The 15982-nt window shown below is 64.7% G+C and carries 10 protein-coding genes, 3 rRNA genes and 1 pseudogene; 9 read left to right on the forward strand and 5 right to left on the reverse strand.

What is annotated here, in order from left to right:
• Positions 1 to 13: 13 nt before the first annotated feature.
• On the reverse strand, positions 14 to 796 hold the full coding sequence (locus tag ACW4TU_RS35805) for a hypothetical protein (protein ID WP_457420154.1): 783 nt from the start codon (positions 794 to 796) through the stop codon (positions 14 to 16).
• Positions 797 to 919: 123 nt separating this feature from the next.
• Here ACW4TU_RS35805 and ACW4TU_RS35810 point away from each other — a divergent pair, with 123 nt between their 5' ends.
• The 3 genes from ACW4TU_RS35810 (at position 920) to ACW4TU_RS35820 (ending at position 3342) form a co-directional block, all read left to right on the forward strand.
• Positions 920 to 1711 (forward strand): ABC transporter ATP-binding protein, encoded by a 792-nt coding sequence (locus ACW4TU_RS35810; RefSeq protein WP_189150109.1) that lies wholly within the window; start codon positions 920 to 922, stop codon positions 1709 to 1711.
• Positions 1712 to 1808: 97 nt separating this feature from the next.
• Positions 1809 to 2243: an NfeD family protein gene (locus ACW4TU_RS35815; protein ID WP_457420157.1), complete on the forward strand. Its 435-nt coding sequence runs from the start codon at positions 1809 to 1811 to the stop codon at positions 2241 to 2243.
• Positions 2244 to 2391: 148 nt separating this feature from the next.
• Positions 2392 to 3342: an SPFH domain-containing protein gene (locus ACW4TU_RS35820; protein ID WP_189150111.1), complete on the forward strand. Its 951-nt coding sequence runs from the start codon at positions 2392 to 2394 to the stop codon at positions 3340 to 3342.
• Between the two features lie 97 nt (positions 3343 to 3439).
• On the opposite strand, the gene ACW4TU_RS35825 is transcribed toward ACW4TU_RS35820, so the two are convergent.
• The 3 genes from ACW4TU_RS35825 to ACW4TU_RS35835 all read right to left on the reverse strand — a co-directional run bounded on the left by ACW4TU_RS35825 (position 3440) and on the right by ACW4TU_RS35835 (position 5467).
• A complete protein-coding gene (locus ACW4TU_RS35825; protein ID WP_457420159.1) occupies positions 3440 to 3946 on the reverse strand; it encodes an HNH endonuclease in 507 nt (168 codons plus the stop codon).
• A 144-nt stretch (positions 3947 to 4090) separates the two neighbouring features.
• A complete protein-coding gene (locus ACW4TU_RS35830) occupies positions 4091 to 4630 on the reverse strand; it encodes a YbhB/YbcL family Raf kinase inhibitor-like protein (protein WP_457420161.1) in 540 nt (179 codons plus the stop codon).
• A gap of 54 nt (positions 4631 to 4684) precedes the next feature.
• A complete protein-coding gene (locus ACW4TU_RS35835; RefSeq protein ID WP_457420163.1) occupies positions 4685 to 5467 on the reverse strand; it encodes a sporulation protein in 783 nt (260 codons plus the stop codon).
• A 145-nt stretch (positions 5468 to 5612) separates the two neighbouring features.
• On the opposite strand from ACW4TU_RS35835, the gene ACW4TU_RS35840 reads away from it, so the two are divergent.
• From ACW4TU_RS35840 to ACW4TU_RS35865, 6 genes and pseudogenes are all read left to right on the forward strand, one after another.
• A complete protein-coding gene (locus tag ACW4TU_RS35840; protein ID WP_457420165.1) occupies positions 5613 to 6254 on the forward strand; it encodes a DNA-3-methyladenine glycosylase in 642 nt (213 codons plus the stop codon).
• A 557-nt stretch (positions 6255 to 6811) separates the two neighbouring features.
• Positions 6812 to 8340: ribosomal RNA gene (locus ACW4TU_RS35845) — 16S ribosomal RNA — on the forward strand.
• Positions 8341 to 8662: 322 nt separating this feature from the next.
• Positions 8663 to 11786, forward strand: a 23S ribosomal RNA gene (locus tag ACW4TU_RS35850).
• A gap of 106 nt (positions 11787 to 11892) precedes the next feature.
• Positions 11893 to 12009 (forward strand): 5S ribosomal RNA (gene rrf / locus ACW4TU_RS35855).
• Together the 16S, 23S and 5S rRNA genes form the textbook arrangement of a ribosomal RNA operon.
• Before the next feature lie 142 nt (positions 12010 to 12151).
• Positions 12152 to 13684, forward strand: a pseudogene (locus ACW4TU_RS35860) (hypothetical protein); the annotation flags it as partial.
• 96 nt (positions 13685 to 13780) lie between these two features.
• Positions 13781 to 14611 carry a tetratricopeptide repeat protein gene (locus ACW4TU_RS35865; protein ID WP_457430490.1) on the forward strand — a complete coding sequence of 277 codons (831 nt, stop codon included), beginning with the start codon at positions 13781 to 13783 and terminating at the stop codon, positions 14609 to 14611.
• Positions 14612 to 14675: 64 nt separating this feature from the next.
• Here the strand turns inward: ACW4TU_RS35865 and ACW4TU_RS35870 are convergent, their stop codons facing one another.
• On the reverse strand, positions 14676 to 15980 hold the full coding sequence (locus ACW4TU_RS35870; protein ID WP_457420167.1) for a DUF1015 domain-containing protein: 1305 nt from the start codon (positions 15978 to 15980) through the stop codon (positions 14676 to 14678).
• Between the last annotated feature and the right edge of the window lie 2 nt (positions 15981 to 15982).

Consider the following 15982-nt stretch of genomic DNA (forward strand, 5'->3'; position numbering starts at 1 on the left):
CGCACAACAAACCTCACCGCACCCCCCGCTCCTCCACAACGGAGTTGTACGCCGCGACCTGCGCCCGCCGAGCCGTCCGCTCCACCGGCCGCAACGCCTCCGCCCGCGCCGCGATCTCGGACGCGCTCACCGCCCCGCCGGGCCCGTTCTCGGACGCCACCGAGATCAGCAACCCCACCCGCTGCGCCAGCTCCAGCACCCGTACCGCCCGCGGCGGATACCCCGGCGCCAACACCTCGCGCCCCCGCTCCGCCCGCGCCCGGTACGCGTCGACCGCAGCCTCCGCGACCGGCCCCGAACCGGCGACGTCCAACCGCGCCAACACCGCCGTCGCGTCCCGCAGCGCCTCCGCCAGCTCGCGCTCGGCCTCCCCGAGGGACGGCACGTCGGCGGGCGGCGCCTCACGTACCGGCAGGCAGTGCCAGACGACCTCGATGTGGACGTCCCCGGCGGGCCCGGCCTCGTACACCTCCGGCACCAGCCCCAGAGCGGCACCGTCGCAGATCACCGCCTCCTCCGCATCCAGCGCCCGCGCGTTGAACTCGGGAGGCCCGCTCAGCCCGAGCGGATGCCCCGGCGCGGGCAGCGCGATCCGCAGCCCGGCCGCACCGAGCGTCCGCAGCCGTCCCAGCGCGAGCGTGAGACCGACGGGCGCCGACTCACCGGGCAACCCCTCGACGCGGTGCACCGCGTCCTCCCCGACGATGGCCACCACCGCGTCGTCCGGCGAAACAAGTCCGGCCAACAGGGCATTTCCCCATGCGGCCAGTCGTCCTGAGCGTGGTTCCGAAAGCATGCCCCCACCCTAAGGACCGACCGAGGGGCGGGACCGGCCGACCGGTGGCGTAGATTTCGTGGGGGGCTGCGCCCACAGGCGCACGCGAGACTGGCCGACACTGCAAGGGGAGACAACCCGCTCATGAGCGATGTTCTGGAGCTGGAGGACGTATCCGTGGTCCGCGAGGGCCGGGCTCTGGTGGACCAGGTCTCCTGGTCGGTCAAGGAGGGCGAGCGCTGGGTCATCCTCGGCCCGAACGGCGCCGGGAAGACAACCCTCCTGAACCTCGCTTCCAGCTATCTCTTCCCCAGTCAGGGCACCGCCACCATCCTCGGCGAGACCCTCGGCAAGGTCGACGTCTTCGATCTGCGCCCGCGCATCGGCATGGCCGGCATCGCCATGGCCGACAAGCTGCCCAAGCGCCAGACCGTGCTCCAGACGGTGCTGACCGCCGCGTACGGCATGACGGCCGGCTGGCAGGAGGAGTACGAGGACATCGACGAACAGCGCGCCCGCGCCTTCCTCGACCGCCTCGGCATGAGCGACTACCTCGACCGTCGCTTCGGCACCCTCTCCGAGGGCGAGCGCAAGCGCACCCTCATCGCCCGTGCCCTGATGACCGACCCCGAGCTGCTGCTCCTCGACGAGCCCGCGGCCGGCCTCGACCTCGGCGGGCGCGAGGACCTCGTACGCCGTCTCGGCCGTCTCGCCCGCGACCCGATCGCACCCTCCATGATCATGGTGACGCACCATGTCGAGGAGATCGCGCCGGGCTTCACCCACGTCCTGATGATCCGTCAGGGCAAGGTGCTCGCCGCAGGCCCCCTGGAGCTCGAACTCACCTCCCGCAACCTGTCGATGTGCTTCGGCCTTCCCCTTCTCGTCGAGCAGGTCGGCGAACGCTGGACCGCGCAGGGCCTGTCGATGTCCTGACGGCACACGAATCGCCTTGTGGAACAACTGGAAGAAGCCTGTGCCAAGTTGATCGGCGCCCTGTCGGTGACCAGGCCCGCGGACCTACCATGACGATGTGAACGACATCGACGCATGGGTGTGGTGGCTCGTCGGCGCGGTGGCGCTGGGTATCCCGCTCGTGGTGACCGCGATGCCGGAACTGGGCATGCTCGCCGTGGGCGCGCTGGCGGCTGCCGGCGTGGCCGGACTGGGCGGCGGAATCGTCGTCCAGGTGCTCGTGTTCGCCGTCGTGTCGACCGCGCTCATCGCCGTCGTACGGCCCATCGCGACCCGGCACCGCGCCGACCGGCCCCAACTCCTCTCCGGAATCGACGCGTTGAAGGGCAAACAGGCCGTCGTCCTGGAACGCGTCGACAGCTCCGGTGGCGGCCGGATCAAGCTCGCCGGAGAGATCTGGTCGGCCCGCTCCCTCGATCCCCAACTGGCCTATGAAGTAGGCCAGGAGGTGGACGTCGTCGAGATCGAGGGGGCCACGGCGATCGTCATGTGACCTCGCACGACGTAAGTGAACGGAATGTCCACGGGCCAGCCGACGGTCTGTCACACTCGACCAGCAAGATCTTCAACAAGCAAGATCTTCAACAGGCATACGATCTTTCCGTAAGCGCCAAGGCGGAGAAGGGATACGGGGATCCACGATGGAACCCATCATCATCGTCCTGATCATTCTGGTGGTGTTGGTCTTCATCGCCCTGATCAAGACCATCCAGGTCATTCCACAGGCCAGCGCCGCCATCGTGGAACGGTTCGGCCGATACACGCGGACACTCAACGCGGGCCTGAACATCGTCGTTCCGTTCATCGACACCATCCGCAACCGCATCGACCTCCGCGAGCAGGTCGTGCCGTTCCCGCCGCAGCCGGTGATCACCCAGGACAACCTGGTCGTCAACATCGACACCGTCATCTACTACCAGGTGACGGACGCGCGGGCGGCGACATACGAGGTCGCCAGCTACATCCAGGCCATCGAGCAGCTCACCGTCACCACGCTCCGCAACATCATCGGTGGCATGGACCTGGAGCGGACCCTGACCTCCCGTGAGGAGATCAACGCGGCCCTGCGCGGAGTCCTCGACGAGGCCACCGGCAAGTGGGGCATCCGCGTCAACCGCGTCGAACTGAAGGCGATCGAGCCGCCGACCTCCATCCAGGACTCGATGGAGAAGCAGATGCGCGCCGACCGTGACAAGCGTGCCGCGATCCTCACCGCCGAAGGTATCCGTCAGTCCCAGATCCTCACGGCGGAAGGTGAGAAGCAGTCCTCGATCCTGCGCGCCGAAGGTGAGGCCAAGGCAGCCGCCCTGCGCGCCGAGGGCGAGGCCCAGGCCGTCCGTACGGTCTTCGAGGCCATCCACGCCGGTGACCCGGACCAGAAGCTCCTCTCCTACCAGTACCTCCAGATGCTCCCGAAGATCGCCCAGGGCGACGCCAACAAGCTCTGGATCGTCCCCAGCGAAATCGGCGACGCACTCAAGGGCCTGTCCGGCGCCATGGGCAACTTCGGCAACCTGGGCGGCGGTTCGGGCGGCGGAGACAACCAGGGCGGCGGCACCGAACGCCGAGAAAAGCCGTCAATCACAGACTGACGGCTCTGAGAACGATGGCGGGATGTCCCGCGCCCCCTCAGGGGCGCGGGACTCCGCCGATTTGCGGCTCCGCCGCATGGGCGCGAGAAGCCACGAACTACGCCGCGGGCTGCGCCAACCACTCAGGCAGCGCCTCCAACTCACCCTGTCCCAAGGACAAAAGCATCGCGTCTGCAGGCGAAGGCTCGAACGGCAGCCGCAACAGCGGCATCCCCGCCTGCTCCGGAGTCCGCGCCGCCTTACGGTGGTTGTCCTCCGCGCACGACGCGACGGTGTTCAGCCAGGAGTCCTGCCCGCCCTGTGCCCGCGGCACCACGTGGTCCACGGTCGTCGCCCGCCGACCGCAGTACGCGCACCGGTGCCGGTCCCGGACCAGCACACCCCGCCTGGACCACGGTGCTTGTCTTCGGAACGGCACCCGGACATAGCGGCAGAGCCTGATCACACGCGGCGCGGGTATGTCGACCGCCGCTCCACGCATACGGATCTCGGGGTGGGCCTGCTCGACAACAGCCTTGTCCTGCAGCACCAGAACGACGGCCCGGTTCAACGTCACCGTCGACAGCGGCTCGAAGCTCGCGTTCAGTACCAGCGTGTCCCGCATCCAGCCCACCTCCTCTGCTCACAGGCCCACCGCATGGCGGGCTTGGATCAACTCTGGCCGGGCATGCCGAGATGGACAACGCAATAAAAAATGCCCGCCTCTGATCACTTCCAAGACCAGAGGCGGGCAAACGTGCAATGAACGTCAGTCTTCGGCGGGAACCTCGTACTCACCGACGAGTTGGGCGCGCGCGATCGCGTGGAACCGCAGATTGAAACCGACGACCGCGGGCGACACGTCCGCGTCCGGACCCAGCTTCTCCTGATCCACGGCGTACACCGTGAACACATACCGGTGCGGGCCGTCACCGGCCGGCGGCGCCGCACCGCCGAAGTCCCGCGTGCCGTAGTCGTTGCGCACCTGGACCACGCCCTCGGGCAGCCCCTCGAACTTGCCGCTGCCCGCACCCGCCGGCAACTCCGTCACCGAGGCCGGGATGTCGAACGCGACCCAGTGCCAGAACCCGCTGCCCGTAGGCGCGTCGGGGTCGTAGCACGTCACGGCGAAGCTCTTGGTCTCCGGCGGGAACCTCTCCCACCGGAGCTGCGGTGAGGTGTTGCCGGACGCCTGGACCTGAGCGTCCTTGAGTGTCGCACCTGCCTCGACATCCTCACTCGTGACCGTGAACGACGGCACGGGAGGATGGAAGTCGTGCGGCAGCGGCGGCCTCTTGAGCTCGGTCACCTCGGTACCTCCTGGTGGAATGGGGGGCTGGATCCGTGTCTGTGTCGGACGCTACTAGAACCAGCTGCGCTTGCTGCCGACCTCGGCCAGCCACTGGTTCAGGTACGCCGCCCAGTCCGTGCCCTGGTAGTCGTGCTGGCCCACCTGGAACGACCGGAAGGTGTCGCTGCCCTCGCTGAACAGTCCCGGCTTCTTGTCCATCTCCAGCACGACGTCCATCGAGTGCTCGTCGGCGACGAAGGTCAACTCGACCTGGTTCAGGCCCCGGTACTGCGCCGGCGGGAAGAACTCGACCTCCTGGTAGAAGGGAAGCTTCTGCCGCGTACCGCGAACGTGACCGCGCTCCAGGTCCGCGCTCTTGAAACGGAAGCCCAACTGGACGAAGGCGTCCAGGATCGCCTTCTGCGCGGGCAACGGGTGCACGTTGATGGGGTCCAGGTCACCGGAGTCGACGGCACGCGCGATCGCCAGCTCGGTGGTCACCCCGATGTTCATCCCGCGCAGTGCCTGGCCGTCGATCATCGTGACCGGTGTCTCCCACGGGATCTCCAGCCCGAAGGGCACGACGTGCACGGCACCGGCCTGAACCTCGAAGGCACCGCCCAGCCGTACCTTCGTGAACTCGATGTCCTGCTTGTACTCCTGGTCGCCGCCCTCGACCTCGACCTTGGCCTGGAGCCCGACGGACAGCCCTTCGATCTGCTGGTTGACGGAGCCGCCCTGGATCCGCACCTCACCCTGGACGACACCGCCCGGAACGACGTTGACCTCTGTCAACACCGTCTCGACCGAAGCCCCACCGGCACCCAGGCTCGCGAGCAGCTTCTTGAACGCCATGTCTCTCCTTCTCCAGCGATCCTTGCGATCCCTTGATCCTTAGAAACGCGATCCGACCGTGGCCGGTTCCGTCCTTACCCTGGCAAGGCGGACGCCTCCTGGCCACCCAGTTCGCCGAGACACACCTGCACTACGCTCGGACGGCATGATCGCGCCCGCTGACCGTACGCCCCTCTCCAGGGAGTTCTTCGACCGGCCGGTACTGGAGGTCGCCCCCGACCTCCTGGGCCGCGTCCTCGTTCGCACCACCACGGAGGGCCCGCTCGAACTGCGCCTCACAGAGGTAGAGGCGTACGACGGCCCGAACGACCCCGGATCGCACGCCTATCGTGGCCCCACACCCCGCAACGGCGTGATGTTCGGCCCGCCCGGACATGTGTACGTCTACTTCACCTACGGCATGTGGCACTGCATGAACCTGGTGTGCGGCCCCGAGGGTGCGGCGAGCGGGGTTCTGCTCCGGGCCGGCGAGATCATCGAGGGCGCCGAGCTCGCCCGCAAACGTCGAATTTCAGCCCGAAACGACAAGGAACTGGCCAAAGGGCCGGCCCGCCTTGCCACAGCCCTGGGCGTGGACAGGGCCCTCGACGGAACGGACGCCTGCGCCTCCGGGGCCTCCCCGATCACGGTCCTGACCGGCACGCCCGTCAGCTCCGAGCAGGTGAGCAGTGGTCCGCGCACCGGCGTGGCCGGCGACGGGAGCGTCCACCCCTGGCGCTTCTGGATCACCAACGACCCTACGGTGAGCCCCTATCGAGCTCATGCGCCCCGTCGTCGCTCAACTTGACGAGCCCTTGGGGGGTACGTAATGTAGCCCGAGCCGCTTGACCCGGGTACGGCGTTCGCCTGCAGCCGGAAGCGGCCAACCCACTACCTACGACTCCCTCTCAGCGGGGGCAATTTCGGCGTGCCTGCATACCGAATTGCGATCGCGCGGAACTCGATTATGAGTTACCGAGGGAAGCGGCTAACGTAGTGAATGTCGAAAGGCCGACGGGCGAAAGCCGGAAAGCCTGAGGCAATCCCGCCGACAGGGAATCGGATACGGAAACGGTCTGGTAGAGTCGGAAACGCAAGACCGAAGGGAAACTGCCCGGAGGAAAGCCTGAGAGAGTTTCTTGGGTGAGTACGAAGGAAGCGTCCGTTCCTTGAGAACTCAACAGCGTGTCAAAAATCAACGCCAAGTTTGTTGATACCCCGGCTCACAGAATGTTCTGTGGGTTGAGGTTCCTTTGAAGTAGTAAACACAGCGAGGACGCTGTGAACGGTCGGGCTTATTCCGCTTGACTGTTCCGCTCTCGTGGTGTGGCCCGCAGTCTTTAATTAGACGCAGCCGGGTTGACATTCACGGAGAGTTTGATCCTGGCTCAGGACGAACGCTGGCGGCGTGCTTAACACATGCAAGTCGAACGATGAACCCGCTTCGGTGGGGGATTAGTGGCGAACGGGTGAGTAACACGTGGGCAATCTGCCCTTCACTCTGGGACAAGCCCTGGAAACGGGGTCTAATACCGGATAATACTCCTGCAGGCATCTGTGGGGGTTAAAAGCTCCGGCGGTGAAGGATGAGCCCGCGGCCTATCAGCTTGTTGGTGAGGTAGTGGCTCACCAAGGCGACGACGGGTAGCCGGCCTGAGAGGGCGACCGGCCACACTGGGACTGAGACACGGCCCAGACTCCTACGGGAGGCAGCAGTGGGGAATATTGCACAATGGGCGAAAGCCTGATGCAGCGACGCCGCGTGAGGGATGACGGCCTTCGGGTTGTAAACCTCTTTCAGCAGGGAAGAAGCGAAAGTGACGGTACCTGCAGAAGAAGCGCCGGCTAACTACGTGCCAGCAGCCGCGGTAATACGTAGGGCGCAAGCGTTGTCCGGAATTATTGGGCGTAAAGAGCTCGTAGGCGGTCTGTCGCGTCGGATGTGAAAGCCCGGGGCTTAACCCCGGGTCTGCATTCGATACGGGCAGACTAGAGTGTGGTAGGGGAGATCGGAATTCCTGGTGTAGCGGTGAAATGCGCAGATATCAGGAGGAACACCGGTGGCGAAGGCGGATCTCTGGGCCATTACTGACGCTGAGGAGCGAAAGCGTGGGGAGCGAACAGGATTAGATACCCTGGTAGTCCACGCCGTAAACGGTGGGAACTAGGTGTTGGCGACATTCCACGTCGTCGGTGCCGCAGCTAACGCATTAAGTTCCCCGCCTGGGGAGTACGGCCGCAAGGCTAAAACTCAAAGGAATTGACGGGGGCCCGCACAAGCAGCGGAGCATGTGGCTTAATTCGACGCAACGCGAAGAACCTTACCAAGGCTTGACATACGCCGGAAAGCATCAGAGATGGTGCCCCCCTTGTGGTCGGTGTACAGGTGGTGCATGGCTGTCGTCAGCTCGTGTCGTGAGATGTTGGGTTAAGTCCCGCAACGAGCGCAACCCTTGTTCTGTGTTGCCAGCATGCCCTTCGGGGTGATGGGGACTCACAGGAGACTGCCGGGGTCAACTCGGAGGAAGGTGGGGACGACGTCAAGTCATCATGCCCCTTATGTCTTGGGCTGCACACGTGCTACAATGGCCGGTACAATGAGCTGCGATGCCGTGAGGCGGAGCGAATCTCAAAAAGCCGGTCTCAGTTCGGATTGGGGTCTGCAACTCGACCCCATGAAGTCGGAGTTGCTAGTAATCGCAGATCAGCATTGCTGCGGTGAATACGTTCCCGGGCCTTGTACACACCGCCCGTCACGTCACGAAAGTCGGTAACACCCGAAGCCGGTGGCCCAACCCCTCACGGGGAGGGAGCTGTCGAAGGTGGGACTGGCGATTGGGACGAAGTCGTAACAAGGTAGCCGTACCGGAAGGTGCGGCTGGATCACCTCCTTTCTAAGGAGCATCTAGGCCGCCAAGCTCGCTTGGTGGTCCAGGGCCATTACGTCGGCATCTGTCCGGCGGTGGTTGCTCATGGGTGGAACGTTGATTATTCGGCCGGTTCACGGGTCGGAGGCTGTTAGTACTGCTCTCGCAAGAGGGTGTGGAAAGCATGATCTCCGGGCGGGACATGGTCGGGCACGCTGTTGGGTGTCTGAGGGTACGGCCGGCTTGTCTGGTCGCCTTCAGTGCCGGCCCCAGTGAACTCGCCTGTAAGGGTGGGGTGGTGGGTGGTTGGTCGTTGTTTGAGAACTGCACAGTGGACGCGAGCATCTGTGGCCAAGTTTTTAAGGGCGCACGGTGGATGCCTTGGCACCAGGAACCGATGAAGGACGTGGGAGGCCACGATAGTCCCCGGGGAGTCGTCAACCAGGCTTTGATCCGGGGGTTTCCGAATGGGGAAACCCGGCAGTCGTCATGGGCTGTCACCCACATCTGAACACATAGGGTGTGTGGAGGGAACGCGGGGAAGTGAAACATCTCAGTACCCGCAGGAAGAGAAAACAACCGTGATTCCGGGAGTAGTGGCGAGCGAAACCGGATGAGGCCAAACCGTATGCGTGTGAGACCCGGCAGGGGTTGCGTATACGGGGTTGTGGGATCTCTCTTTCATGGTCTGCCGGCCGTGAGACGAGTCAGAAACCGTTGATGTAGGCGAAGGACATGCGAAAGGTCCGGCGTAGAGGGTAAGACCCCCGTAGTCGAAACATCAACGGCTCGTTTGAGAGACACCCAAGTAGCACGGGGCCCGAGAAATCCCGTGTGAATCTGGCGGGACCACCCGTTAAGCCTAAATATTCCCTGGTGACCGATAGCGGATAGTACCGTGAGGGAATGGTGAAAAGTACCGCGGGAGCGGAGTGAAATAGTACCTGAAACCGTGTGCCTACAAGCCGTGGGAGCGTCGCTCATCAAGTTTACTTGGTGGGTCGTGACTGCGTGCCTTTTGAAGAATGAGCCTGCGAGTTTGCGGTGTGTTGCGAGGTTAACCCGTGTGGGGAAGCCGTAGCGAAAGCGAGTCCGAATAGGGCGTTTTAGTAGCGCGCTCAAGACCCGAAGCGGAGTGATCTAGCCATGGGCAGGTTGAAGCGGAGGTAAGACTTCGTGGAGGACCGAACCCACCAGGGTTGAAAACCTGGGGGATGACCTGTGGTTAGGGGTGAAAGGCCAATCAAACTCCGTGATAGCTGGTTCTCCCCGAAATGCATTTAGGTGCAGCGTCGTGTGTTTCTTGCCGGAGGTAGAGCACTGGATAGGCGATGGGCCCTACCGGGTTACTGACCTTAGCCAAACTCCGAATGCCGGTAAGTGAGAGCACGGCAGTGAGACTGTGGGGGATAAGCTCCATGGTCGAGAGGGAAACAGCCCAGAGCATCGACTAAGGCCCCTAAGCGTACGCTAAGTGGGAAAGGATGTGGAGTCGCACAGACAACCAGGAGGTTGGCTTAGAAGCAGCCACCCTTGAAAGAGTGCGTAATAGCTCACTGGTCTAGTGATTCCGCGCCGACAATGTAGCGGGGCTCAAGCGTACCGCCGAAGTCGTGTCATTTCAGCATATACGCCCAACGGCGGCTGGGATGGGTAGGGGAGCGTCGTGTGCCGGGTGAAGCCGCAGCGGAAGCTAGTGGTGGACGGTTCACGAGTGAGAATGCAGGCATGAGTAGCGATACACACGTGGGAAACGTGTGCGCCGATTGACTAAGGGTTCCTGGGTCAAGCTGATCTGCCCAGGGTAAGTCGGGACCTAAGGCGAGGCCGACAGGCGTAGTCGATGGATAACCGGTTGATATTCCGGTACCCGCTGTGAAGCGTCAAACATTGAACCAGGCGATGCTAAGTCCGTGAAGCCGCCCCGGAGCCTTCGGGCAAGGGGGAGTGGTGGAGCCGACGGACCAGATCTGCAGTAGGTGAGTGATGGGGTGACGCAGGAAGGTAGTCCATCCCGGGCGGTGGTAGTCCCGGGGTAAGGGTGTAGGGCGTTGTCCAGGTAAATCCGGACAGCACATAGTCTGAGACCTGATGCCGAGCCGATTGTGGTGAAGTGGATGATCCTATGCTGTCGAGAAAAGCCTCTAGCGAGTTTCATGGCGGCCCGTACCCTAAACCGACTCAGGTGGTCAGGTAGAGAATACCGAGGCGTTCGGGTGAACTATGGTTAAGGAACTCGGCAAAATGCCCCCGTAACTTCGGGAGAAGGGGGGCCATCACTGGTGAGAGGATTTACTCCTCGAGTTGGGGGTGGCCGCAGAGACCAGCGAGAAGCGACTGTTTACTAAAAACACAGGTCCGTGCGAAGCCGTAAGGCGATGTATACGGACTGACGCCTGCCCGGTGCTGGAACGTTAAGGGGACCGGTTAGTGCACCTTCGGGTGTGCGAGGCTGAGAACTTAAGCGCCAGTAAACGGCGGTGGTAACTATAACCATCCTAAGGTAGCGAAATTCCTTGTCGGGTAAGTTCCGACCTGCACGAATGGCGTAACGACTTCTCGACTGTCTCAACCATAGGCCCGGTGAAATTGCACTACGAGTAAAGATGCTCGTTTCGCGCAGCAGGACGGAAAGACCCCGGGACCTTTACTATAGTTTGATATTGGTGTTCGGTTCGGCTTGTGTAGGATAGCTGGGAGACTTTGAAGCGGGCACGCCAGTGTTTGTGGAGTCGTCGTTGAAATACCAGTCTGGTCGTGCTGGATGTCTAACCTGGGTCCGTGATCCGGATCAGGGACAGTGTCTGATGGGTAGTTTAACTGGGGCGGTTGCCTCCTAAAGAGTAACGGAGGCGCCCAAAGGTTCCCTCAGCCTGGTTGGCAATCAGGTGTTGAGTGTAAGTGCACAAGGGAGCTTGACTGTGAGACCGACGGGTCGAGCAGGGACGAAAGTCGGGACTAGTGATCCGGCGGTGGCTTGTGGAAGCGCCGTCGCTCAACGGATAAAAGGTACCCCGGGGATAACAGGCTGATCTTCCCCAAGAGTCCATATCGACGGGATGGTTTGGCACCTCGATGTCGGCTCGTCGCATCCTGGGGCTGGAGTCGGTCCCAAGGGTTGGGCTGTTCGCCCATTAAAGCGGTACGCGAGCTGGGTTTAGAACGTCGTGAGACAGTTCGGTCCCTATCCGCTGCGCGCGCAGGAACATTGAGAAGGGCTGTCCCTAGTACGAGAGGACCGGGACGGACGAACCTCTGGTGTGCCAGTTGTCCTGCCAAGGGCATGGCTGGTTGGCTACGTTCGGGAGGGATAACCGCTGAAAGCATCTAAGCGGGAAGCCTGCTTCGAGATGAGTGTTCCCACCCACTAGATGGGGTAAGGCTCCCAGTAGACGACTGGGTTGATAGGCCAGATCTGGAAGCCCGGTAACGGGTGGAGGTGACTGGTACTAATAGGCCGAGGGCTTGTCCTCAGTTGCTCGCGTCCACTGTGTTAGTTCTGAGACAACGAACGTTGTCGGCTTTTGAGCTAGAACATCTAACTGAAAAGTGTGCTTGTTCGCTCGAAACCAATAGGGTTTCGGTGGTCATAGCGTGAGGGAAACGCCCGGTTACATTCCGAACCCGGAAGCTAAGCCTCACAGCGCCGATGGTACTGCAGGGGGGACCCTGTGGGAGAGTAGGACGCCGCCGAACAATCTTTGGAGGACCCCTGGTCCCAGCGTTCACGCTGGGACCAGGGGTCCTTTTGTTTTTTAACAAGCACATCGCCCGGAGCGCGCCGGCAAGTCGGCTGCGCGAGAATGACTTGCGGTACCGAAGACAGGAGTCACCCATCATGTCCACCAACTCTCCCGACGAGCGCCCGGAGCGCGACCAGCGCCGCCGGGACAGTGGTGACCGCGGCGATCGCGGCGGGTATCGAGGGGCTCCGCGCCGCGACAATGATCGCCGCGACGACCGTGGTGGTTCTTCTGACCGTGGTGGCCGGCCAACCGGTGGTTACGGTCGCAGTGACGACCGGCCTGCAACCCCCCGTCGTGACGACCGGGGTGATCGGCCCGCCGGTGGCGGCTTCCGCCGAGACGACAGCCGTGGTGAGCGTGGCGGTCCTGCTCGCCGCGACGACCGCCGCGACGGCGATCGTGGTGCTCGCCCCGCTTTCCGGCGTGACGACCGTTCGGACCGGCCGGAGCGCTCGGACCGTCCTGCGGGACCCCGTCGTGACGACCGTGGGGACCGTCCCGCTTTCCGGCGAGATGACAACCGTGGTGGTGGCGGTGACCGCGGTGGCTTCGTTCGTCGTGATGATGATCGTGGTGGGTTCCGTGGGCGGAGTGATGACCGTGGTGGTCGTCCTGCCGGTGGTGGGTTTGTGCGTCGGGACGACCGTCAGGATGACCGGGGTGGTCGTCCGGCCAGTGGCGGCGGGTTCCGGCGCGACGACAACCGCGGTGCTGGTGGTGACCGCGGAGGTTTCGTTCGTCGTGATGATGATCGTGGTGGGTTCCGTGGGCGGAGTGATGACCGTGGTGGTCGTCCTGCCGGTGGTGGGTTTGTGCGTCGGGACGACCGTCAGGATGACCGGGGTGGTCGTCCGGCCAGTGGCGGCGGGTTCCGGCGCGACGACAACCGCGGTGCTGGTGGTGACCGCGGAGGTTTCGTTCGTCGTGATGATGATCGTGGTGGGTTCCGTGGTCGTCAGGATGACCGTGGTGGCCGTCCCGCCGGAGGTGGCGGTGGCTTCCGTGGGCGTGACGACCGGCCGGCAGCCCCTCGTCGCGACGACCGACGTGATGAGCGTCGGGACGGAGAGCGTTCCGGTTTCCGGCGTGATGATGATCGTGGTGGGTTCCGTGGGCGGAGTGATGACCGTGGTGGTCGTCCTGCCGGTGGTGGGTTTGTGCGTCGGGACGACCGTCAGGATGACCGGGGTGGTCGTCCGGCCAGTGGCGGCGGGTTCCGGCGCGACGACAACCGCGGTGATCGCGGAGGTTTCCGCCGAGACGATGACCGCGGTGGCAGTCCCGCCGGAGGCGGCGGGTTCCGTGGACGTGATGAGAGCCGCGGTGATCGTGGTGGCTTTGTCCGGCGTGATGACGACCGTCGTGAAGGCGACCGTGGTGGCTTCCGTCGGGACGACAGCCGTGGCCGGGACGACAACCGTGGTGAGCGCGGTGGGTTTGTCCGGCGTGATGATGATCGTGGTGGGTTCCGTGGCCGGAGTGACGACCGTGGTGGCCGTCCCGCCGGAGGTGGCGGTGGCTTCCGTGGGCGTGACGACCGTGGAGGTCGGCCCGGTGGCGGTGGCGGCGGTTACCGGGGACGTGACGACAGCCGAGGCGATGACCGGCGTGGTGGCGGGTTCCGTGACGAGCGTGACCGGGACCGGGAGCCGATCAAGCGACTGCCGATCCCCGAGGAGGTCACGGGCGACGAGATCGACAAGGACGTACGCCAGGAGCTGATGAGCCTGCCCAAGGGGCTGGCGGAAGAGGTCTCCAAGAACCTGGTGATGGTCGCCCGGCTCATCGACGAGGACCCCGAGGGTGCCTACGGGTACTCGCGGGTGGCTCTGCGACTGGCCTCGCGGGTGGCCGCCGTACGAGAGGCGGCCGGGTTCGCCGCGTACGCGAACCAGAAGTACAGCGAGGCGCTGGCCGAGTTCCGTGCGGCTCGGCGGATGACCGGACACGTCGAACTGTGGCCCGTCATGGCCGACTGCGAGCGTGGACTCGGGCGCCCCGAGAAGGCGCTCGAGATGGCCGGGGCGCCCGAGGTGCACAAGCTGGACAAGGCCGGGCAGGTCGAGATGCGTCTCGTCGCGGCCGGCGCCCGGCGTGACATGGATCAGCTCGACGCGGCCATCGTGACCCTGCAGAGTCCCGAGCTGGCCTCCAACTCCGTACAGCCCTGGACCGCGCGCCTGCGGTACGCGTACGCCGACGCTCTGCTCGCCGCCGGGCGGGAGGACGAGGCGCGGGAGTGGTTCGCCAAGGCCGTCGAGTCCGACAAGGACGGCAGTACGGACGCCGCGGACCGACTTGCCGGGCTTGAAGGCGTGGAGTTCGTCGACGCCTTTGACGAGAGCGAGGACGAGGACGGGGACGAGGACGACCTTGATGACACGGGCGTCGAGTCCCTTGAGATCGACTCTGCCGACACCACCGCCTCTGTCGAGGCGACAGAGGCGACAGAGGTGGCCGAGGTGCCTGAGACAGCTGAAGCGGCTGAAGCGGTTGAGTCCGTCGTCGACAGTGACGACGGTGCGGACGACGTCGAGGGTGACAAGCACTGACCTGCGGTATGCGGTGAATCGGTGAAGGGCGGGATCCCGGTAAGGGGTCCCGCCCTTCTGCGTTTCAGTGCGACAGCGTGCGCAGGACCAGGCCCGAGGCCGGTTTGGGGCCGAAGGACGTCGACTTGCGGGGCATCGTGACGCCCTGGCGGGCCAGGTCCCGTACGACCTCCTCGCGGACCGGGTGCATCAGGACGGCCGTACCGCCGTCCTGTTCCGCCTTCTCCACGGTGGCCGCCGTGTCGTGGATGTACGCGATGCGCGCAGGTGAGTCCTCGGGGATGCGCCAGATGTGGTCGAGGAGTGTGGCGTGCAGGACCGTCGCGTCCAGGGTGCGCCAGGCCTGCGGGCGGTCGGCCGGGATCGTACGGTTCAGGAGGGCCGGGTCCGGGCTGTCCACGAGGTGGAAGGCGCCGTCGCCGGCCAGGAGGAAGGCGTTGCCCGCGGTGGCCGCCTCCGCGAGGGCGGTGAGGGCCTCGGGGAGCGGGATGGTCAGGTGACGTACCCGGAAGTGGCCCGACAGGGCCGCCAGGGCCTCGGAGACCGGGAGGTCGTGCAGGAGGCGGTGGATCGCGCGGACGCGCAGGGGGTAGCGGGCGGTGTCCACGAGGAGTACCAGGCCGTGGTCCCAGGGGCTGGGGGACGGGTGCTCCGCGCGTAGACGCAGATACGTGGCCCAGCGGTGGTGGCCGTCGGCGATCAGGGCCTGGTGGTGTGTCAGGTCCGTCTGGATCCCGGCCAGTTCGGCGGGATCGGTGATCGCCCAGAGGCGGTGGCCGAAACCGTCCTCCGTGGTCGTCGAGAGCAGCGGGGGGCGGTCGGCCGTACGTTCGACCACCGCGCTCGTGGTGCACGGTGACACGGTGGCGGAGTCGTCGCTCCGGTAGGTCAGGAGGAGGGGTTCCAGGTTCGCGTAGGTGGCGCGCATCAGGGCCGCCCGTTCCGCCACCACGTGCGGCATGACGTCCTCGTGGGGCAGGACGACGCCCTCCGAGGGCTCCGACAGGAGCAGGGCGCCGATGACCCCGCGTTGGAGGTGGCCGGTCGTGTCGCGCTGTTCGTAGACGTACAGGGCGGGCTCGGGATCGGCGGTCAGGATGCCCTCGGCCAGCCAGTCGTCCAGGGTGTCCGCCGCCTGTTCGTTGCGTATGGACGGGGTGGCCGCCTGGGGGAGGATCAGCCGGACGATGTTGTGCGGGTCGGCCGATTCGAGGTGTATCAGACCGTCCGGGCGCACGATCACGTCGTACGGCGGAGAGGTCACGGCGGCCAGGCTGCCGACCCGGTCGGGATCGTAGCGCAGGCCCCGGAAAGGGGTCAGTTGAAGGCCCATGCGAGCCGGTACGTCCGCGGGACCTGCAGTGTTCATTG

Source organism: Streptomyces kryoterrae, assembly GCF_054072135.1.

Excerpts from the sequence above, each read along its gene's own strand:
- ACW4TU_RS35865 (WP_457430490.1), top strand. The coding sequence starts at position 13,781 with ATGAGCCTGCCCAAGGGGCTGGCGGAAGAGGTCTCCAAGAACCTGGTG.
- ACW4TU_RS35870 (WP_457420167.1), bottom strand. The coding sequence starts at position 15,980 with ATGAACACTGCAGGTCCCGCGGACGTACCGGCTCGCATGGGCCTTCAA.
- ACW4TU_RS35840 (WP_457420165.1), top strand. The coding sequence starts at position 5,613 with ATGATCGCGCCCGCTGACCGTACGCCCCTCTCCAGGGAGTTCTTCGAC.
- ACW4TU_RS35820 (WP_189150111.1), top strand. The coding sequence starts at position 2,392 with ATGGAACCCATCATCATCGTCCTGATCATTCTGGTGGTGTTGGTCTTC.
- ACW4TU_RS35825 (WP_457420159.1), bottom strand. The coding sequence starts at position 3,946 with ATGCGGGACACGCTGGTACTGAACGCGAGCTTCGAGCCGCTGTCGACG.
- ACW4TU_RS35810 (WP_189150109.1), top strand. The coding sequence starts at position 920 with ATGAGCGATGTTCTGGAGCTGGAGGACGTATCCGTGGTCCGCGAGGGC.
- ACW4TU_RS35835 (WP_457420163.1), bottom strand. The coding sequence starts at position 5,467 with ATGGCGTTCAAGAAGCTGCTCGCGAGCCTGGGTGCCGGTGGGGCTTCG.
- ACW4TU_RS35805 (WP_457420154.1), bottom strand. The coding sequence starts at position 796 with ATGCTTTCGGAACCACGCTCAGGACGACTGGCCGCATGGGGAAATGCC.